This is a genomic window from Flectobacillus longus (assembly GCF_030056705.1).
GTDB classification, from domain to species: domain Bacteria; phylum Bacteroidota; class Bacteroidia; order Cytophagales; family Spirosomataceae; genus Flectobacillus; species Flectobacillus longus.
Map to the genome: position 1 here is coordinate 1 of NZ_JASHIC010000046.1, position 22,000 is coordinate 22,000.

At 37.9% G+C, this 22,000-nt stretch carries 10 protein-coding genes; all 10 read right to left on the minus strand.

The window, feature by feature from the left end; all coding sequences use genetic code 11:
• Positions 1–212 precede the first annotated feature (212 nt).
• The gene (locus tag QM491_RS24610; protein ID WP_283330218.1) at positions 213–593 is read right to left on the minus strand and encodes a Dabb family protein; all 381 of its coding nucleotides are present in this window, start codon (positions 591–593) and stop codon (positions 213–215) included.
• A 394-nt stretch (positions 594–987) separates the two neighbouring features.
• Positions 988–1,281 (minus strand): SDR family NAD(P)-dependent oxidoreductase, encoded by a 294-nt coding sequence (locus QM491_RS24615; RefSeq protein WP_283330219.1) that lies wholly within the window; start codon positions 1,279–1,281, stop codon positions 988–990.
• 511 nt (positions 1,282–1,792) lie between these two features.
• The gene (locus QM491_RS24620) at positions 1,793–4,579 is read right to left on the minus strand and encodes an endo-acting ulvan lysase-like protein (protein WP_283330221.1); all 2,787 of its coding nucleotides are present in this window, start codon (positions 4,577–4,579) and stop codon (positions 1,793–1,795) included.
• 51 nt (positions 4,580–4,630) lie between these two features.
• The gene (locus QM491_RS24625; RefSeq protein ID WP_283330222.1) at positions 4,631–5,413 is read right to left on the minus strand and encodes an SGNH/GDSL hydrolase family protein; all 783 of its coding nucleotides are present in this window, start codon (positions 5,411–5,413) and stop codon (positions 4,631–4,633) included.
• 18 nt (positions 5,414–5,431) lie between these two features.
• Positions 5,432–7,942, minus strand: a complete 2,511-nt coding sequence (locus QM491_RS24630; RefSeq protein WP_283330223.1) for a glycosyl hydrolase — start codon at positions 7,940–7,942, stop codon at positions 5,432–5,434.
• A 43-nt stretch (positions 7,943–7,985) separates the two neighbouring features.
• Positions 7,986–10,445 (minus strand): glycoside hydrolase family 95 protein, encoded by a 2,460-nt coding sequence (locus QM491_RS24635; RefSeq protein WP_283330224.1) that lies wholly within the window; start codon positions 10,443–10,445, stop codon positions 7,986–7,988.
• A gap of 58 nt (positions 10,446–10,503) precedes the next feature.
• On the minus strand, positions 10,504–12,156 hold the full coding sequence (locus tag QM491_RS24640; RefSeq protein WP_283330225.1) for a GH39 family glycosyl hydrolase: 1,653 nt from the start codon (positions 12,154–12,156) through the stop codon (positions 10,504–10,506).
• A gap of 162 nt (positions 12,157–12,318) precedes the next feature.
• Positions 12,319–16,491 carry a cellulose binding domain-containing protein gene (locus QM491_RS24645; RefSeq protein ID WP_283330226.1) on the minus strand — a complete coding sequence of 1,391 codons (4,173 nt, stop codon included), beginning with the start codon at positions 16,489–16,491 and terminating at the stop codon, positions 12,319–12,321.
• 99 nt (positions 16,492–16,590) lie between these two features.
• Positions 16,591–18,426 (minus strand): RagB/SusD family nutrient uptake outer membrane protein, encoded by a 1,836-nt coding sequence (locus tag QM491_RS24650; RefSeq protein WP_283330227.1) that lies wholly within the window; start codon positions 18,424–18,426, stop codon positions 16,591–16,593.
• A gap of 21 nt (positions 18,427–18,447) precedes the next feature.
• On the minus strand, positions 18,448–21,978 hold the full coding sequence (locus tag QM491_RS24655) for a TonB-dependent receptor (protein ID WP_283330228.1): 3,531 nt from the start codon (positions 21,976–21,978) through the stop codon (positions 18,448–18,450).
• Positions 21,979–22,000: the final 22 nt, after the last annotated feature.

Consider the following 22,000-nt stretch of genomic DNA (forward strand, 5'->3'; position numbering starts at 1 on the left):
GTAAAATTAATTTTGCTCACTAACTTAATTAATCGTGCAAAATTAAATTTAAGAAATTGATGAGATAAAATATTAGTAATCATAAAATTACACTCAAAACTCATCACTCACAATTCAGCACTCATACTTAAGTGTTAGTAATTAATAATGATACCCTCCATCATAACGACTTAATGTTTATGATGGAGGGTATTATTATGCTATCAAAATAGTTATGGCAAGAAATAGTCTACAGATTCTACAGACTCGATATTCTCAGCACCTAGTTTAATATGTTTTTGGTGTTCTGGCGACTTACCATAAGCGTCTTCTTCTTTCTGACCTTCGAAAGTAGTGACATAAACATGTTTTACTTTTTTTGTGTTTTTGTCATCTTTAACAATTCCCCATTCATAACCTTTTACCATAGACAATTTAGATAAATTCTTGAATGAAATATCAACTTTTCGAATCAAGTCAATAGAAGTATTAGTTTTGAAAGTTACCACAACTACATGGCGTAGTAGTCCTTTGCTTGGAATTGCTTTTGATGTAGGTTCTGGGCCTTTTGTCCAAGTCAGACAGCCTGCAATGGCGATGATTTTGATGAGCATAGAATACAAATTATTAGTTAGTTCTTTATAAAATTAAACTAAGGTAACCAGAGTATTTAATATTGAAGTCATCTTGACTTTTTAATTTTCTTCAGTACTATAGCAATGAATGCAATAAAGTTAAAGCCTATACAGCTTGAAGGCGTTGCATCCAAAGCGATTGCATAGAGACTTATAATCCTCGATTTTTTCACCAAACATTTGTAAAGTGTCATTCCCACGCAGTAAATGAACAGGAGGATTTGGGGATCAACAAGTTGAATAAAGGCCTTTGCCAATTTTAATAGGTCGTCTGGTTGTTTTTTGTTGACTTATGTAGCAAAATCTCGCATAGCACCAACAGTGTCGTGATAGTCATCAATCACATTGGTAGTTCTAATCAAAGAAGATTAATCTAAAAACTCTGTTCTAAAAAAGCCAGGGCAACAGTAGTAGCATGAATTCCAAGTGGTGCTAATTCTTTGACCATTGTTTCAGTGATACCCTCAACAGCAAATTTAGTAGAGCCATACAACCCCCACCCAACAATATCTGTTGGACCACCCACTAAGGAAATATTGATGATATGACCTGATTTTGGGGCACGCATAAAGGGTAATACTGCCCTTGTAACTTTTAATAATCCAAATACATTGACTTCGTAATTCTGTTTAACTTCCTCATCAGATGCCTCTTCAACCGCACTCAAAAAACCATATTCATGCTTTTGATTTTCTCATAATGATATTTGTTGATTTTGAACACTGCAAAGTTCATACTTTTGGCATGGAAGGGCTTTTCTAAGTAGTCCAATTTATTTGATAATTTGGTTCAATTCAGTAATGGTATAGGTGTACTAATGATGCTTAGGTCTATATAAAGGAGTTTACACAATTGTAGATTAGGAATTTTTAATGTCGGAAGAGAGGTAAGATACCTTTGTTTTTTAGCTCAGTATTATTACAAAAATTAAAAAGTGAATTTTGTAATAATTGATATGCCTATTTATTAGGATTTTTCAGAAACCAATCTTTTCATCAGCTCCGTTTCGTGGTCGTGAACTTATTCCTAACGTCTCTATAACTAGAAGCAAAATTAATTTTACTCGCAATAGGTATTAAGATATACGCCATAAGCTAAAACCATAAAAGTGTTTTTGATAAAATCATGAATGGATTTTATCAAAAACACTTTTATACTTGACATATAGCCCATTAGCTTTAATTCAAACTAAGCTTAAGAGTTTGATTAGTCATAGAAGGTAATTTGAACTTGATTGTTTTTGATTTGGCATCAACAACACCCAAATATCTACGCCCGTTCATATCTGTCATTACAGCACTCTTTACCTGCTCTTTAATTGCTATAGTAATTGTAGAGGCACTTTCACTACTAAAAAAGAGAGTGCCATTTTCACTTTTCAACGTGGCTGTGCATGCTGTAGTGTCAAGCGTAATGGAATACTTACTATTTGAAATATATTTACCATGACCAATAAATATGTTAAAATCATTGGATTTCTCACTAATAACCCCATACGTTCCTGTAAATCCTAGGTGTTTGTATGTTACTTTTTCATCTGGTGAAAGAGTAGAAAAAATATAATCATCTTGCGAGGATTTTTGGCTAACATGGATTCCGACAAAGGCATTTTTCCCAAAATAATTTACCGATTGAATCGCAGACGTATGATTCAAAGAGGGCTCATAAATAGCTACAAAAGGGCGTTTCCAAGCCTCTCCATTTTGGCGAACAACCAACGTTGGGATAGGATTGTTGGCGATGTCATCTGGTACCAAACCGTGGCTAAGAGCTGTAGATTTGGGCGAAAGAACAGAAAATATCTCTCTGTTTGCTTGTCCTTGCATCCAGAGGTTCATATTGACAATTTTATCTTTTAACTTGAGTGTAAATTTACCTTTGAAATGCTGGGAAGTTTCTATAGATTTTTTAGCCCACATATAATCGTATGCCATTAAATCGCCGTCGCCAAAAGCCAATTTTGTGGTGGTAGTCAGTGGTAGGGGAGTGCCATCGCTTGCATATAGGTCAAGACTCTGACCGAGATTGTGGTAAAAATATTCGTTTTTTATATTGTTTCCTAAGCTTTGGGTTGAGCGAAATATGTCAATATAATAGCCTTCGTTCTCTCCATTTTTTACAATTCCCATCACTCTACGCTGATTACTTTCGGTTTCAGGTTCTCGAAAAGATACATCCGAAAACGTCAACCCTACAGGTGCTTGTTTTTCGCCACTTTTAGGATAGGAAGCATTCAACGAAAAAGCATGATTACTTTTCATTTCTGGATACTTAGATTTACCATTGACAATCACTGTATTATGTGCAGGAAACTGCGTATAATACTCGGCATATTCGATAGAAAAATAGCTTGAGCCATGACCCATTTCTGGTGCTAAAGGCAAGCCTTTTCCGTACAATTCCATAGCAATACCATTTGAGTGCATGTGATTTCCTAACGAGCCAATTTGGCTTATCATCAAGGCCGATTCGCCTTCGCCTTGGCGTTGTACCAACCAACTTGTATTCGGAGCATAAAACAAAGGACTTGTATAATCGCTCAGTTTGCTGGCTTTGCTGTTTGGATCAAATACCAATGGTTGTTCTGCAAACAAATCTTGGATGCTTCTGCCTTCGTACTTTGTTGCTGTTGTATTGTCGGAATAAATGGTTTTGTACATACTTGTAAAAAAAACTTCGTCTTCTTTCTTGCCATATTTCTGAGCATTTTTTATTAAGTAAAGTATAGGTTCTGTTCGTAGTTTGTTGTAATGTCCATCTCCAAAAGAAACCATGTATTTATTAGGCAAAAGATACTGGGCACTTGACTTGACAGCCTGTTTCAATACGGGGATTTCTTTTAATAAATCTACATCAAAATTACGGTCATAAAACTCGGCAAAAGCAATAAAATCGCTCAGTACATTCATAGAATAGCCTGGGCTTTCGTTCCAAATACCTATTTTTTTATCATATCCATACTCAATTAATTTGTTCATCGACCATTGTCTGGTGGATGTTTGATTCATGATTTGGTCTAAATAATATTGTGCTCCTTTTCCATTTTTATAGGCTACGTTATTTTCTAAAACCAAGGCAATATGAGAGATATGTGCTGCTTCTAATAAATTCCAGTTATTGAAACTTACGCCATTTTTAATAATCAAATCAGCCCATTTTTGTAAGGTTTGAGCATATAAATCTAACTTTTCAGGATGCTGTTTTTCAAGATAGCCATGTAAAAAATCATATCCTAGGGTTATTTCATTGAGTATATGTTCTTGAATCACCTCGAAAGACGTGTAACCCACCAATGTTTGATGATGTCCATGACTCAAGTCGATAGGTTCTTTAAGATAAAAAATACCTTCTAAATAGGTATTCAACACCGAATAAGCCAGCTCTCCGTAGATTGGCTCACTCGTGTACCAGTACATAAATGCGGCATCTTTGGCAATACCAATGATTTGACGATTAATGTTTTCTACGATTTTTCCCGACTTTGAAATGCCCGTCCATTCCCATTGTGTAGGTCGATCTCGGTGTTGCAGATACAAGCCTTTGGGGTCGTCCATATAAGGCAGAATCTCTTCAATTTTAGGCGTTAAATAATCGGTAGCATGATTTCGAGTGCCAGGGAATTTTACGGTTGGTACAGGTGCTTCGCCCTCGGTATGATCATAAGTACCTCCTTTGATATATACTTGGTTAGCCTTTGTTTTCCAATTCATTTGCAACCTAGATACCAACCAAGATTGGTCTGTTTTGAAATGGTCGAGGTAAGGTGCTAAATTACTTTGGGTTTTGGTGATAATCGCCTGTGCCCAACGCTCCTGTTGTACCAATGCTTTGACTTGATTCAACGACATATCTTTGCCAAAAACACGAGGGTGATGCGTACCGATGTTTTGAGGAATAGGCAGATTTTGGGCATTAATACTATGCGTAAAAAGTAATAAAAGCAGGATTAAAAAAGGAATTTTCATTTTAAATATTATTGTGCCTGATTACAAAAAACATCGACGATATTCGTCGAACTATATTGAATAAACTAATGGTTTTAAGAAACTTAGTCGATTGCTAACTTGCTTCATCCATTCTCTTGCCATGAGTTCATGCCCAAATACCGTTGGATGTATGCCATCCCAAATCCAATATTCGAGAGGGGCTTTTTTTTGTGCTTGAGCAAATACTTGGGGATAATCAATAAGCACAGCATTGAAATCTTTGGCTATTGATTTAACTACTTCAGCTCTTTCAATAGTAGGCGTATGCCATTGATCAAACTCATTTTTACGTGAACCTGTAGGTACGCAGAAAGGTAAGCCAAGCACAAAAAGCATTTCTTTATTTTGATTTAAACAAGACGTAAGAAGTTTTCTGTATTGCTGCTCGAAATTGGTGAGATTATTTGCCTCCTTTTTTTTATTAATGAATCCATTCACGTCATTTATGCCAATCAAAAGACTCAAAACATCCGGTTTTATTTCTAAGGTATCTTGTTGCCATCTATTTTCGAGGTCTATGATGGTGTTTCCACTAATGCCTTTATTAAAAAACTGCAAGTTTCGGTCTGGGTATGTTGCTCCAATTTTGCTTGCTACACTGAAGCAATAGCCATGCCCTAAGATGTGGTTAGGGTCGGCGTTTCGGCCTCTATTACCATCAGTAATAGAATCCCCTTGAAATAAAAATCTTAGATTTCTATCTCGTTGTTGTGTTGCCATTGGCTTGGTGCTTTTACAAGCTAAGGGTACTGTTGCCATTCCTAATGAGGCTAATCTGATAAAATTTCTTCTGGAAAAATCTTTATTAATCATGTCTTGTTTATGATTTGTCTATTCAGTTTTTATGATACGAACGGGGCCTATTAAACCAGAACTGACCAGTGGCGATTGAGCTGTGAAGTAATTCCATGTAGTAAAACAAAATCTATTCTTCGAGGGTCTTGGTTTATTTTGAAGAAACCAATCTGGAAATTCTTTCAAGAAACGTCCACCTTGATGTCCAGGTAGCCAAACACAGTCATCAGGTTCTTGTTCGTCTCCAATCAAACGATTTGCCCATACATTGGTTACAGCAATTTCGAGTTGGTTATTAGTAGCTTTCAATAAATTCGCAGGTATCGCTACCGACCAAGGGGCTGTCCAGATTGTACCAAGGTCATGACCGTTTATTTTGACATGAGCCAAGTTTTTTACTACCCCTAAATCAAGTTCGATATGACCTTTTTTATCTAATAATAAGTTTTGTGAAAGAGCAAACGTAGTTTTATAAATAGCTGTTCCGCTGTAATATTTAATGCCATTGTCTGAATGCTGCGTCCAATCACTGAGATTTTGAAATACGACAGCCTTGGTAGGTCCGCCCCATTTGGCATCAAAAACCACCTTCCATGGCTGATTAATAGTAATAGCAGTTTTTTCAACACTAAAATTTTTCCTTTGTACTGCTTTTTGCGTTAAAAGTTTATTTCTGAATACGATAAAAAAGCTTTGTGCGTCCTCAAAAGTTAAGGGTATTTCGGTGTAACCATCTTTATGACTAAACTCATATAAAGTGCGCATTTCTCCCGTCACTGGATTCCAGCATTCGGGTTGCATCCCCGTCACCTTAAATTTCCCTAGTATTTCACCTTTGTTATGGGATGTATTGGCAATAAAGTAAATATCGGTATCGGCTTCCTTCCGATGAATTGATTTGATAGTAACTTCCCCCTGTATCATCTGCACAGAAAAATCAGCTACTTGGTTATAAACTATTTTTCCCCACTGCAATAAAGCTTGACAACGTTGCCAGTATTTTACCATCGCAGGAAATTCTTTCCACCAAGTTTGTGTTCGGTCAAAATGAGTACCCCATTGCCCCATAGTAGCACCAGGCAAAAACTTATCATCCCACGGTTGTTGTGTGTAGCGATGTAAAATAAGTCGATTAACTCCTGCACAAAATGCCGCATCACCAATAGGCTTCAACCAACTTGGCGTTTCCATCCAACTACTAAACTTAGGTATGCCTGTAAATGCCTCTGCTTCAATAATATTTTGCCCAGAAAGTCTTAATGCCTCAACGGTTGGTTCGAGTTCATAAGGAGAGAATACGCCATTATGTGTCCAAAATTCTGTCATAACGTTAGGAATAAGAGGCATTATATCCGCTTGTTTCCACGGCCCACCATAAGGTTCACACAAAAAAGTAAGATTGGCTTCTTTGAGTTTTCTTGACAAGGTAGTGAAGTAAATATCTCGGTGTAAGTCCTCAATTGTGGCGTAAAAATCTTTTCTAAACCTTGTTGAATCGTTTTTCCCACCTACATTTCTTCCTGCGAAGGTCAATAGATAGGGTTTTAAGTCATAACCTCTACGGCTTTTAAATTCTTCACGCATTTTGGGTGTCCATGAAGGTATGCCCGCTTCATAACTATCAAAATGTATGTGTGTAAAACCTGTACCGATTAAATCGCCAAGGTTTTTTTTGACTTCACCAATCACATGATTGATATGAAATTCCACCGCCACCTGACTCATTTTGTCACACTCTAAGCCAGTTGCTTTCCATTGGGCAGGTTGTATAAAAGCCCCCATCGTTGTATGCCCAATTCGATAGATTGTCCAGTTCCCTGCTGGTACTTGCCAAACAATACTTCCATCGGCTTGCATTTTATCGCTAATGTCAATAATACTATCTTTAGCAACAATACCTTTGCTTGGTGCTGCTAGTACAACAATATCTTTGTAGTACGTTTTTCGGGCAGGTATAACAGGTTTTTCAAGAAGGTCAGTTTCAGGATTATACACAGGCCATCTCAGGTTGGCACGAGGATTTACTGTTGGGCGTTCGAGCACAGTGGAAAGGGCTGTATTTCCATTTACTTCTGTCTTCGACCAGCAAATTTCTTGCATCGAAAGTTCGGGACTAATCCATGTCCCACCACTTGCTTCATAACCAGGACAGTTGAACATACCGAAATCCATTCCCAAACGTTTCGATTCCTCTGCTGCAAATCGAACTAATTTCCACCAAGGTTCAGTCCATCCAATCAGCTCGGGCGTAGGCGATTTTTTAATTTCACCAGCCCAAGGAGTCGTCACATCCGCTAAACTAAACATTGTTGTTCGGTTAAACCCTGCTTTTTTGAGGGCTTCCAAATCTTTGGTAATACCTTTTTTAGATAAATTAGAACCCATCCACATCCATAAAGCACCCGGTTTAGCACTTGCTGGCGGATTTTGAAACACATAAGCAGGATTAGTAACAGTATTATTTTTAGCGTATTGCCCAGCGACCAGAAAGCTAGACACCAGCATTATTATTACACTACCGAGCGATTTTTTTAAAAAATAATTCATTTTGAGAATAGTTTTCATAGATACTGGTTCAATCATAGTTTTGCTAAATAGACGAAATTTCATAGATTTTCCCTTTCGTGGTTTGCATATCAAACAAGAATGTTTCTTTCAATACTAAAGGCTTAATATCGGTGTTTATACCTACAATTGGCTTTTTGACTGCTTCGGTTTGGAAAAAAGGATTAGGATTTTCACCCACAGGGTTATCTATTAATTTACCCGTTGTTAGCTTAATTTTATTGGGCAATCTTAGTCTTAAATTTCCGCCTAAGTTTGATTTAATGATGAGTTTACTAACTTTCCCATCCTTCCATTCTAAAGATAGAATCTCGAAACCACCCCTTGTTTTTATGCCCGAAATACGCCCCGTTTGCCATCCATCGGGTAAAGCAGGCAATAAATGAACATCATTGTTTGAGCTTTGCACAAGCATTTCTGTAATACCAGAGGTACAACCTAAATTTCCATCTATTTGGAAAGGAGCGTGTGCATCGAATAAATTAGGGTACGTTCCGCCTCCAGATGGATTTACGCCAAGAGGAGACAGTTGATTTTTGATTAACTGAAAAGCATGATTTCCATCTTGCATTTTTGCCCACCAATTCACTTTCCAGCCCATACTCCAGCCTGTAGAAATATCGCCACGTTGCAATAAGGTGTTTTTGGCAGCCCAAAAAAGCTCAGGTGTTTTGTATGGAGAAATTTGATTAGACGGAAATAGTCCATACAAATGAGAAATATGACGATGCTTGTCGTTCGGGTCGTCTATATCGTCCATCCATTCTTGGATTTGTCCGTGTCGTCCAATACGCATAGGCGACAAACGTTGTCTGGTAGTGTTTAAACTATCTACAAAAGTTTTATCCTTGTGAAGGATTTCTGCTGCTCGAATGGTAATGCTCAATAAATCAAACACAATTTGGTTATCCATCGTAACCCCTGCATCAAATGAAGAACCCTGATGTGCTTTGGGGGCATTTTCGGGAGAAGTACCCGGATTGGTCACTAAATATTTATTTCGAGGGTCTTCTACCAAATTATCAACAAAAAATAAAGATGCTCCTTTTAAAATTGGATAGATTTCATGCAAGTAAGTTTTGTTGCCTGTATATAAGTAGCGTTCCCATAAATGTTGGCATAACCATGCACCACCCATTGACCAAACACCCCAAAAAATTCTATCGACTGGTCCAGTGATACGCCAAATATCAGTATTATGATGAGCAACCCACCCACGACATCCATACATTACTTTGGCTGTTTCTTGCCCCATCTCCGACAATTCTTTAACCATTTTCAATAGAGGCGTATGCGTTTCTGATAGGTTGGTTTTCTCGGCTGGCCAATAGTTCATTTCGGTGTTGATATTGATGGTATATTTACTGTCCCATGATGGATTTAACCTGTTGTTCCAAATGCCTTGTAAATTAGAAGGCTGACCATTGGGATGCGATGAAGAAATAAGTAAATATCGTCCATACTGAAAATAGAGTGCTGCAAAAGAAGGGTCATCACTATTTCTAAACTCCTCTAATCGCTGGTCGGTAGGTTTAGCTTCTTGGGCAAGATTTGTTCCTAAATCAATAGCAACTCGTTTAAATAGCTTTTGGTAAGCACTAATATGTTTTTGCCAAATACGCTGATACGACTCAGACAAGACGCTGTTGGCATCGTTGGCACAGCGTTTGTTTTCATCGGCCGATATATCACGATAATTGACAAAGTTGGTAGCAATATTGATATAAATCACCACTTCATTCGCACCAGCTACCACAAGAGAAGAATCTGTCTGAGTGAGTTCTCCCCCTTTATTTTTGATAGAAACTATTGACTGAAATTTGAGTTTATTCCCTGCTACTCCTTCATGCCCTTTGGTAGAGCCATGCAAAAGCAATTGTTTTTGTTTATTTGTTTGAATGACGACTTCTTGTTGAGGAGAAGTAAAAAAAGTGGTAAAGTTGATACTATTAGGTTTTGATGAAGTAATACGCATGACCAACGTATTGGCAGGATAAGACACAAAGGCTTCCCGTTGGTATTTGACACCATTTGATTCGTAGCGTGTGGTAGTAATGGCATTTTCTAAATTTAATTCACGATAATAATTGCTTACTTGTTGATGAGCAAAAAGTAAATGGACACTTCCTACAGGCTGAAAGATTTGTCCATTTGACTTCTTGGTTTGCATGGTTTTTTCGGCAAGTAGTTCAGCTTCTTTTTGTTTTCCCTCAAATACTAATCTTCTGATGGTAGCCAAAGAAGCCAAGGCTTCGGGTCTATTGTTTTCGTTGGGGCTACCTGTCCATACGGTAGCTTCATTCAACTGTACTATTTCCTGCTCAACATTACCATAAACCATAGCTCCTATTTTACCGTTTCCTAACGGTAAAGCTCTTTCCCATACATCACCCGAAGGCTTATCATACCATAATTTTAGCGGCGTTTGAGCATTGGTAAGAAAAGAAAGAAAGGAAAAAATAGCAATAAAATTAATCACTCTCATAGCATTACAGTGGCAGATGCTTGATATGGCTATGCAGCATCTGCCCATTTTATTAGTTTTACATTTCTTGAATTAAAACACAATCCCAAGGTTGAAGTGTTTTTTTGAACACTACTGTTCCGTTTGTACTACCTTGGAGCTTTTCTTTTTTGGTATCAAAAGCTTGTAGTTTTAAGGTATTTGTTTGCTCCCTTGTTGGGAATTGAGGACTGCCCATTTCTTGCCATTTTTTATAGGCAAATCCATGTGTCTTATCCAAGGTTTCTACCGATACAGCGGCATTAGATTTTAGCCCTTTGATTGTTAAGGCTACGTTTCTTGGTGTACCCGTATTGAGTACTTCCTCTACATTACCATCAACCACATCTTTTCTTTCAAATGGATAGTGGTAAAATAAAGCTCTAATCTTACCTGATTTGCTGTGGCGAGTCACAATTAATCCTTCTTCTTTATGTAAAATTTCGTTGCCTAATTGATTAAGCATACGATAAGCATGAAAAGTAGGTTTTACAATTCCCTGATAATTTATCATGCCAAAGCCCCCGTGCCAAATGGTATCACCCGCTCCTTTTTCTTCAAAAATATCGGTAAATGTCCAGTAGGATAAAGAATCTGTAAGTCCAATAGCATCTATATTCGCCTTGATTACATAAGTTGCTGCTTGCAGGCTATCGTGGGTTGTATCTCTTGGGGAAGGACTGCTACTCCATTCTGTGCAATGCAATTCAACATGAGGATAGGCACTTTCAGCAATGGTTTTTTGCAGCCACTTCAAATCTTCTTGTGTGGCGTTTACGTGTCTAACTCGACCCGCTCCCTTTTTCGTTTCGGGGTCTAATGCCCAGTCTGTAGGATAAGGGTGAGTAGAAATAAAATCAACAGGTAAATGGTTTTTTTCGCAGAAAGATAAAAAGTCTTTTATCCAAACACCCCTCCATTCCAACGTATTTATATCCTTTACTGTAAGGGTTTTATGTTTTGTTTTATCTTCTACTTCTCCATCAAAACGCTCGTCTGGCACAAAATTACTGGTTGATGGACCACCTACTCGTAGGTCTTTATCAATGGCTTTAATGGCTGTGACAGAACTACGATATAGGTCAAAATATTGTGATTTTGTTCCATCCCAGAAACCTTTCAAATCTGGCTCGTTCCATACTTCAAAGTACCATGTTTTCACCTCATTTAATCCATATCGTTGGATACAATGTTTGGTAAATTCACTTACTAAACTTGCCCATTTGCTAAGGTCTTTTGGAGGTGAAACGTAGCCCTTCCACCAAAACTGTCGGGCTTCTGTACTTGCCATATCTTTTGGAACAAAGCCTAATTCGACAAAAGGTTTTACTCCTATTTCTAGCATTCTATCAAATAACTCATCGATGTATTGCCAATTGTAGATTGCTTTGCCGTTGACCTCCTTATACACGCACATATCTTCGTGAAAGAGTCCGTGAAAACGACAGTACTCAAAGCCACAGTGTTTTTTGACCAAGGCCAATTGTTCTAACCAACCTGCTCGTAAACCTTCATTGGCACGACCAGCCCCTACACATTTGCTCCAAAATTTAGCATAAGGCGTTCCCTTATCTTTGGCATTTATTAAAAAGCTTAAGTCTGGAGCTAAGTTTTCAGCTTTAAGTAAATTGGATGTAAATACAATTCCTGTAGTTGTTAGTAAACTTTGCTTAACAAAATCTCTTCTTTTCATGATTGATATTTGAGTTAAAATAAAAAATACGAGCTAATGGAGCGATACTATGGCTCACAAAACTCGATAAACAGGCTTAGAAAAATAGTTACAAGAACTGGTCAAGGCAGATACACCACGATCAGTTCTTGTATGATTACTTTAGAAAATGCACTAATAAGACTATTTCATAATTTTTACTACGGCGGATTGATTTAAAGATGCAATTTTTAGCAGATATACCCCTTGTAGATATTGATCGAAAGGAATTGTTAACACTTTTTCTTCCTGATAGTCGAAAATCTCTTGTGTAGCAAGCATATTTCCAGTAATAGAGAATAAAGTGATAGATAAAGGTTTACCATTTACCCCCTTAAGGCTAAAACGACATTGATTATCGACAACAGGATTTCCTAAAAGATTTATCTTTAGTTCCCATAGATTACTTTCTGAAGTAGTTCTTGCTGCATTGGCACTGATTGTTGCAGGTTCTTCACCATAGATAAGTTGACCTTGGTAATAAACAGAAACTTTATTGGTCAAAGACATCTTGTTGTCAATTGTATAAGAAAAATCATCGGACTGATTAAAAGCCGACCAGTCGGATTTTGCGATGCGATACTGAATATTTTCAGTTGTACTAAGTGGGTAAAATACCCCCAAGTTAGGACTCATTCCTAGTTCTAAATAGGTATCAGCTCCAGCCCGTCTAGTTGTTAGCGGTACAAATAGAGAAGTGATATTCGAACTACCGAGTTTTGCATAATCCCAAAAGAAGTTTAGTGGAGAATTACCCTCTTTTGTAAACCAATAGCGTACTTTTAAATCTTGGTAATTTAAAGGAGTATTGCCTGTATTATCAATTTTTAAATACGAACTAATCGTGTTTGAAGTGGCATTACTCTTCGAGTCAAGATAAACTTTAACTTGTTTATTACTGAGCACCTCCGTTGGCTCGATACCATAGACCAGCTGTCCATTTTTGTAGATGGTGATATGATCATTTGCATTGAAGGTATTGCCATTGACTGGGATACTATATGAATAATCATCTATTTCATTGAGATTAGCCCAATCAGTGTTAGCAAATCTTGATTGAATCACTCCTGAGTTTGTGCTTGGAGATAGCGTTCCTGCTGAGGTAGCAAAACTATACTCCATATATCCCAAAGCACCGTTGCGAGGAGAGGATAGTGGCACGTACTTCATTTTGACGTTATTATTTCCTAGTTGAGCATAATCAATCCATGAATTAATACCTGCATAGTTTTCAGGAGTCAACCAATAGCGAATAGTCAAATCGCTATAATTGACAGAAACATTACCATCATTGTACAATACCAAATAGGGACGGATGATATTGTTATTTGAGCCATTATCAGCATTTTGATATTTTACACTCAATTTAACAGGATTCAAAACCGTCAAAACTTGACTTACCTCAGTGGCAGAGTCATAAGTCTCATTTCCTGATTGAGAAGCAGTAATGGTAGTTGTGCCAGCGCTTACAAGATGAATTTTACCATCAACAATCGTAGCAACAGCAGGATTTGAGCTAACATAACTGATGGTCAAACCAGAACTTGCTGAAGCTCCAGCTTCAAAATCAGCATCGCCTAAGGTTTTGGTTGATAAAGAGTTAAAGGTAATACTTTGGGATTTTTTGTTTACTGTCAAAACTTGACTTACTTCGGTAGCAGAGTCATAAGTCTCGTTTCCTGATTGAGAAGCAGTAATGGTAGCTGTTCCAGCGCCAACAAGATGAATTTTACCATCAACAATCGTAGCAACAGCAGGATTTGAACTCATATAACTGATACTCAATCCAGAACTTGCCGTAGCCCCTGCCTCAAAGTAGGCATCACCTAAGGTTCTGGTTGACAAAGAGTTAAAGGTAATGCTTTGGGATTTTTTAAGAATATTTAGTGTTTGACTGGCAGGTGTTGCAGGACTAAATGAAGCATTACCTTCTTGATAAGCTTTTATAATAGCTGTTCCAGATTTGTTAATCTGAATTTTACCATCAACGATAGAAGCAATATCTGGATTTTGACTAACATAATTAACCGCAAGTGCTGAGGAAGCTGTGGCAGATGGATAAAAACTTTCATCGCCTACATACTTAGTAGCAAGTGGTGGAAAATTGATAGTTTGTGTATTGAAATACAATTTAAACCAATCTACATTATACAGAAAACTGGTAAAGCTTCCGCCTGAAACTGTAAATCTAAAATATAAATGATGCACACCAGAAATACCACTAATGTTTGAACTCACCAAAGTGTAAGTATTCCAATTACCCGTTTTAGGAATCGTCAAAGTTGCTATGATTGGCCCTGTTAAAGCATCTAAGCGAACTTCGATAATCTTATTAATACTAGTACCCGCACTACTATTACTTGAAGCTTGAACTTCAATTTTTGCTAAACCATTTAAGTTGATATTTTTCATCACGACCCAGCCGACAGACTTGATATTACCTAAACCTGTACTGTTCCAATCAACATTTCCTCCCTTATCAGAATAATCTTCGGCTTCTATCTTAACGGACGCAACAGACAGAGATTCAGTATAAAAGGTCTTAACAGAATCCAATAACATCCAGTTGAGATTTACTTTTCCTTCAACATTCAACCAAATATCTTTAGTAGCAATAGGCTCACTTAAAGCACATGAATCGATTTGCCAGCTCTGTTCCCCCCCAGTTGGTTTGAGTGAAATAATACCTAATTTAGGGCCATTCACTGCATTCATTCTGATGGTTACCTTAGCCGTAGAATCCGTAGCATTCGAGTATCTAAAATACATCATTTTAGGTCCATTATTTCCTAAGACAGCTCCTGTATAAACGATATTTCCCGAAGTTCCTGAAATAGCCATCGCTTCCCCATTGGCATCTTCGTTAGCTGTTATAGTTGTAAAACCTGTTTGAGAACTATAACTTTCTGCTTCAAACTTTTGATATGGATTAAAAATCAAGCTCATTGTTTGGCTTGCCTTAGCAGGTTTATAGGAACTACTACCTGTTTGATAAGCCGTGATTACCGCAATACCTGCCGATACTATATGTACTTTATTATTGACAATAGTCGCAATCTTAGGATCTGAACTCATGTAGTAAACGGGTAGCCCTGAAGAAGAAGTTGCCCCTGGATCAAAATCAGCATCTCCAAATTTTTTATGAATGGCAGGAAATATAACGGTTTGACTTTGCTTTTGACTTTCGTCTTGGCTATACATGAGCGTTCCCCAACCCATAAGATGTTCACCATCATAATTGGTACTGGTTTTAGTTTCGATTCTTGTGGTATTAGCCGCCATAGTTGTGTAGGGCGCTTCTAATCCTTTTATGTTAACATAATGATTATAAACCAACTCATACATGGGAACTAATTCGGCCAATGTTCTATTAGTTGCTGCAATAACCGACCAAGGCCCCATGGTGCATCTATATATGCTTGATGAATAGGGAACATCATTACCAAGCATATATTTAGCAGAATATTCGTATCCAGTTAAAATACGGTTATCCAATGCAGCAAATAAATCTAACCCTTGATTGTAAGCTACCTGTGCAACTTCGGCTAAATGACCAATATTTATTTGCCCATGTATTTGATCACGACCACTTTCCGTATTTTGTCCTGAACTAGCTATGATTTTTGACAAAGAAGTACAAGCGTGCGTATTAAAAGCATTTAATCCAGAATTATAGAGAGCTGTATCATTACAAAAAATCCCAATTGCCATCATGGTTTTGATACAGCCACCTCCCCAGTTGGCATCTCCGTACATATCTATATGAGGAACAAACTTAGTTTTGAGCATATTCTCAAACTGTGCAATATCTGCTGGAGCCCATCCTCCATAAGTACTTTTGATAATTTCAGCCGCATTAGTCCATCGAAATCCTTGTTGCCCCGCCGTTAATTGTACTTGGTCACCATAAAGCGCTTTTAGTGCATAAGACCAAGCATTCATAATTTGGATGGCCTTTTCAGCATGTGCCGTATCACCCGTAAGTTTCCACATAATGGCATTATTATAAGCAGCATTAGCATCTCTTTTCATGATGTTATCGTTTCTATAACTTGTTTGCGTACGTTGCACGCTGTCGGCCGGACCACGCAGAACATAATATTTGCTTGATGCTCCGTCATTCTTAAAAATATTATAGGCACTAATCCAAGGCTCTTGGTTAGCCGCAATCTTCGCTTTTATTCTTTCAAAATCAGCATTTGAGTGCAATAAACCGGGATGGGTAAAAGTTACTTGAGCATTTGCCATCTGAAAACAGAAAATAATAGACAAAAGCGTTGCAGCCCATCTGAAAAACAGAAGAGAGATTTTTTCCATTAGTTTAATAGTTTTGTTTAGAGTAACCTCATCTGATTACATAAAGAGAAAGACTATTTATCAAACAAGTTCCCCTTCGTGAGAACTTGTTTGATTTTTCTACCAGCCTGGGTTTTGCTGAAGCTTATTGTTAAGTAATAGCTGGTCTGTTGGAAGAGGCAATAAATAATGTTTTTTAGCGAATTTTCTGTTAGATGCTGGATCCATAATCAAGGCTCCTGTAGCGTTATCGACACCCAATATATAGATACTTGATTTGTAGATTGCCGATTTTGTGACAGGGTTAATCATAGTAGCCACTTCGGTGGGTTTTCCGTTTACAGAGACTACTTTGCCAAGTACTGATTGGTTCAGTTCTGCTTCGGCAATACCCCAACGTTTTAGGTCATCAAAACGCGTATTTTCACCGTATAGCTCAAGCGCTCTTTCTCTACGGATTTCTCCGAGCATAGTCAAGCTAGCATAAGGAGCAATCAAAGCGTTGGTCAATGGCGCAACGTAAGCTCTAGCTCTGATTTTATTGATAGAGAGGTTCAAATCAGTATCAGATATTTTACCACCTCCTAGTTCACATTTCGCTTCTGCATAAATTAAATATACTTCTGCCAAACGAATTTGAGGATAGTCGTAAGATTCTTGATAATCGGCTCTGTTGGGGTGTTCACTCACAAATTTTCTGTTATCATAACCAGGGTTGGAGGAGTTGGTAGATAAGTTTGGATAATACGCAGTAATAATTGTAGGCCAGTTGTTTAGAGTGGTATAATTGGCCTTTGTATAATCTGCCCCAGCAGATGCCCCACGACCCCAATATTTTCTTCCTGGGGTATTTATGATACTTTTGAGGCGAGCATCTCTGTTTTGAAACTCATCTGTTAAACCCACATATCCTTTTGCCAATGGCGATACCTTGAATGGTAAACCATCTGTACACAAATACATATCCATCATTTTGCGACTAGGAGCCAACATAGTAGAGAGTGTATGCGAAAGATTGGCATTGCCTTGTAATAAAGTAAAGTCATACGAGCTTTTTAAAATATACTCTTTATTACTAGCCTTTGTAAGTCCTTTAGGATTAGATTGAGCATCGTCAAGCGTAAACAAATAATAATAGCTCAAACTATCTAATCCATTGAACAACTGATAGGTATTATCAGCCATTACTTGAGACGCCAAATCAGCTGCTTCGGTAAAGTAAGCTGTAGTTTTGTCAGCTTTCTTTTGGCCTTGAGTAAAGTCCGTACTTTCGCCAACGTATTTTTCCCAAGTGGCTTCATATAATAAAACTCGTGCTTTAAATGCCTTTGCAGCCTGTAAACTTACTTGTCCTTTGTCAGTGGCAGCAATAGCGGCTTCGGCAGGTAAGCCTCCAATTGCCATATCTAAATCGCTAAGAATCTGCGCTACAACTTCATATCTTGTATTTCTTGCACCGTAAAGAATATCATCATTTAAGTCAATAACGGTAGTGACTAATGGTACACCTCCATATCTTTTCAAAAGAAAGAAGTAGTTCCAAGCTCTAAAAAAGTAAGCCGCAGAAATGTATTGTTTAATTTCGGCTTGACTTCCTGTATAGGTTGTTCCTTTTTGAATTAAATAATTGTTGGCACGGATATAATTGTAGGCATTTCTCCAATAAATATCGGTAGCAGGAATTGCATTTCCCCCCTGACCAATGTTAGAAACACCAGCCGTCAAGTCAGAGCCTGAATCAACAAAATCATAAATATTGCTGCTATTGGTTGGTCTAAAACCTATCATTTGTGGATAAAAAGCATTAGAAGCAGCTTTAAAGTCAGTAGCTTTCGTAAAGTATATCGACTCGGTCGCTTGATCAAGCGGCTCAAGATTTAAAAATTTATCTTCACAAGATGTTAGTATTAAACTACTGATAGCTAATAAGCTAACAAAAAAGTATTTCAATTTCATATCGTAAATGGTAATTATATTTTAAAATGAAATATCTAATCCTAATGACCAAGTTCTGGCAAATGGATAAGTACTATCAGAGCTTTCTCCTCTTTCTGGATCGAAACCGTCTTTGACAGAAGTAACTTCAAAGAGATCATTGCCAGAGAAATAGAATCTAACGCGGTCTGATTTGATTTTAGCGGTTAAGTATTTAGGTAACGTGTAGCCTATTACGAGAGATTTTAAGCGAGCATAACGTAAATTTTGAACATTCACATCATTAAACTGCCAGTTCCAGTTATTGCGGTTGGCATCAAATGACATACGAGGGAATTCTGCATTTGGGGTTTCGGGAGTCCACGTTTTGCCAATATAACTGGTGTTTACGTTTACATAATTTCTAAAAAATGGCGCTCTTGCATTTCCAGTTCTAAGAATATTTTGCTGTCCAACTCCCTGAATGAATGACGAGAAATCAAAACCTTTCCATTGTAATCCAAGGTTAATTCCGAAAGTATAATGTGGGTTGGCATCGCCATAGAAATAAACGTCACCGCTACCCGGTTTTCCGTCTCCATTAGGACTAATTCGGTTGTTTCCATCCAAATCAACTACTTTCAAATCTCCAGGACGAAGTCTTGTCGTAGCGCCAGTCATCGCTGATAAGTTATCAAAACCACCATATTTTGCATAGTAAGCATTTACGTCGTCATTGCTAGTAAAGTATCCATCTGTTTTGTAAACAAATAATGAGTTCAATGGATATCCTTGTCTTAGATTCACTCTTCCTGCGGTCCAAGTGTCTCTTCCCTGCATTGATACAAGCGTTGAGGTATTGTCGCTCAACTGAAAACCGACGTTGTATTTCACCGAGCCTACCGAAGATTTCCAATTGGCTGAGAATTCCCATCCACTTGTTTTCAGCTCACCGCTATTAGATTTTGGGGCTGTGGCACCATATACTTGCGGATAAGTAATATCAATCAGCATTCCGATATTTCTTTTTTCAAAAACATCAAAACTGGCTGATAATTGATTGTTAAACAAGGCTATATCCAATCCAATATTTTTATTGACCATGCGCTCCCAAGTTCTTGTCAAGCTTATTGGGCTAGCCTGATTGGCTGTACCTTGTAGTGAAGGTGTTGTACCAAACAATGCAGTTCCTGTAGTCGAGATGGCTGAGATATAATCATAGTTACCAATATTAGCCTGCCCCCCTGTTTCACCATAGCTTCCACGAATTTTCAAGTTTGAAATTGTCTTTATTTGTTGCATAAATTTCTCCTGAGAAACTACCCAACCGCCAGAGATTCCATAAAAATTAGCCCATCTATAGTCAGGATGAAATTTGGAAGAGCCATCTCTACGCCCCAAAACTTCCAATAAATACTTTTGTCTGTAGTTATAATTTGCACGACTTACATACGATACCAAACCTACATGATTAGAGCCGCCCGAATTGGTTTGGACGTTCAAGCCCGTAACTGGGTCAGACGAATAGGCTGTATTCAAATCATATAATCCCGGAAATTGCAAGTTGTCTCTCGATGCTCTAATACGCTTAAATTCAGTCAATTCGGCTGTATTGCCAACCATAATAGCAAAATTGTGATCGTTCCCAAAGGTATGTTTGTAGTCGATAAAAGCGCCATAATTTTGATACAACTGACTTTCAACTGTTTCTTGTAAGCCTGGTTTTGCATACTGAGTGGATGTAATTTTATCTCCTAACCAGTTGTAGAAAAGGAAGGTCTGATTGTAAAGGGTATTCTCAGTATTAATTTTTACCAAAGCTGCCGATGCGGTAAAGGTCAAGTTTTTGATTACTTCTGCCGTTAGCTTTGAGTTCAATCTGGCAATGGCATCTGTGTTAAAGCTTTTTCCACCACTTTTTGTAAAAGCTACTGGGTTGCGGTAACCATACACATCATAATAATCTCCTTTAGCATTGTAAGTAGGAAATACTGGTGCATCAAAGAATCCTGTGGCACTTCCTGACAAACCATTTCTGGGGCTTTCTACTGTACGGCTATCAAAAGATAAACCCGTCTCAAGTTTTACTTTTTCGGAAAGATTATAGTCATAGTTGAAACGTAGATTATATTTCTTCTCACCGTCGTAGGCTGTTTTCAAAAGAGATTTGTTATTGGCATAACCAACCGAAAGCATATAGGATGTTTTATCTGTCGAGCCACTCAAACTCAAGTTATGTTGAGACGAATATGCTGGATCGTATAGTTCGTTCGTCCAGTTGTTGTTGGCATAACGAATCAAGTCTCCTGTAGTTGGATTAACAAAATCGACAGCTGGGTCGGTAACCATTTTCTGTAAAAGGTCTTTATTCCATTGAGGAAACCACTCCACTGGATTGCCATTAGCGTCAACTCGGTCTTGGGTAGAGGCAATCAAATACATCGAAGCCCATTGCGACATATCAGCCCAAGGTACCGAAATACCGATGGTGTTCAACTTATAGTTGACGTTGTAATTAACCTTCATTTGTCCACCTTTTCCACGTTTGGTTTTTACCAAAATTACCCCTCCAGCCGAACGGGCACCATATATAGCAGCCGAGGCATCCTTCAAGGCAGTAACAGACTCAATATCGTTGGGATTGAGCTGGTTAAACTCCCATGTACCTACCACAGGAACACCATCTATAATGATTAATGGATCTACAGCAGTAACGGAAGATTCTCCTCTTAATCTAATAGACAACCCTTCGTTGCCAGGACGAGTCGATGTACGTGTGATTACCAAGCCTGGCACTTCCCCTTGTAGCGCTAGAGCAGCATTTTGAACAGGTCTATCTCTAAAAACTTTCTCATCAACGGTCGAAATAGCTCCCGTTAAGGTAGCTTTTTTGGCAGTGCCATAACCTACAACCACAACTTCGTCCAAGGATTTGTTATCTACATTCAACACCACATTTACCTCTGTTCTTCCTGCCACGACAACCTCCTTGGTCAAATAACCCACAGAGGTAAATATCAAAGTGGCATTCTCGGAGTCAAGGTTTAACCTAAACCTTCCGTTATTATCGGTATTTGTACCTTTTTTTGTTCCTTTTATCAGAATGTTTACCCCTGGCAGAGCAACCCCATTTTCATCTTTTACGACACCAGTGATACCATGATCAATTTGAACCATGAGATTTTCGATAAAATCTCTATTTGACTCTTCCGATTCTTGTTTTAACGACGACTCTTCGTATCTCAAAATAATTCTATTACTTACTTCCAAGAAGGTAATATTAAGTGGTTTTAAAACTCGAAAAAGTACTTGCGATAAAGACTCGTTAGTAGCAGAAACACTGACAGTTCTGTCAAGTTTTAAAATTCTAGAGTTATAAGAAAACTTGACATTCGCCACTTTTTCTAATCTAGTTAATACCTTTTCAACAGAAGACTCTTTCATATTTAGGCTCACATGTCGTGATAGCAATTCTTGCCCACGGACACTCGTAGCCATGGTGATACTGGTAAAAAAGAGCACAATAAAAGTTTGTAAGATTGACATTTTCACGATTCGGTAAAGCAACCGCTTGCAGTTAAAAGTTTTTTCCATACTTTTGATTTTGTTTAGTACT

Excerpts from the sequence above, each read along its gene's own strand:
- QM491_RS24630 (WP_283330223.1), bottom strand. The coding sequence starts at position 7,942 with ATGAATTATTTTTTAAAAAAATCGCTCGGTAGTGTAATAATAATGCTG.
- QM491_RS24640 (WP_283330225.1), bottom strand. The coding sequence starts at position 12,156 with ATGAAAAGAAGAGATTTTGTTAAGCAAAGTTTACTAACAACTACAGGA.
- QM491_RS24655 (WP_283330228.1), bottom strand. The coding sequence starts at position 21,978 with ATGGAAAAAACTTTTAACTGCAAGCGGTTGCTTTACCGAATCGTGAAA.
- QM491_RS24610 (WP_283330218.1), bottom strand. The coding sequence starts at position 593 with ATGCTCATCAAAATCATCGCCATTGCAGGCTGTCTGACTTGGACAAAA.
- QM491_RS24625 (WP_283330222.1), bottom strand. The coding sequence starts at position 5,413 with ATGATTAATAAAGATTTTTCCAGAAGAAATTTTATCAGATTAGCCTCA.
- QM491_RS24620 (WP_283330221.1), bottom strand. The coding sequence starts at position 4,579 with ATGAAAATTCCTTTTTTAATCCTGCTTTTATTACTTTTTACGCATAGT.
- QM491_RS24650 (WP_283330227.1), bottom strand. The coding sequence starts at position 18,426 with ATGAAATTGAAATACTTTTTTGTTAGCTTATTAGCTATCAGTAGTTTA.
- QM491_RS24645 (WP_283330226.1), bottom strand. The coding sequence starts at position 16,491 with ATGGAAAAAATCTCTCTTCTGTTTTTCAGATGGGCTGCAACGCTTTTG.
- QM491_RS24635 (WP_283330224.1), bottom strand. The coding sequence starts at position 10,445 with ATGAGAGTGATTAATTTTATTGCTATTTTTTCCTTTCTTTCTTTTCTT.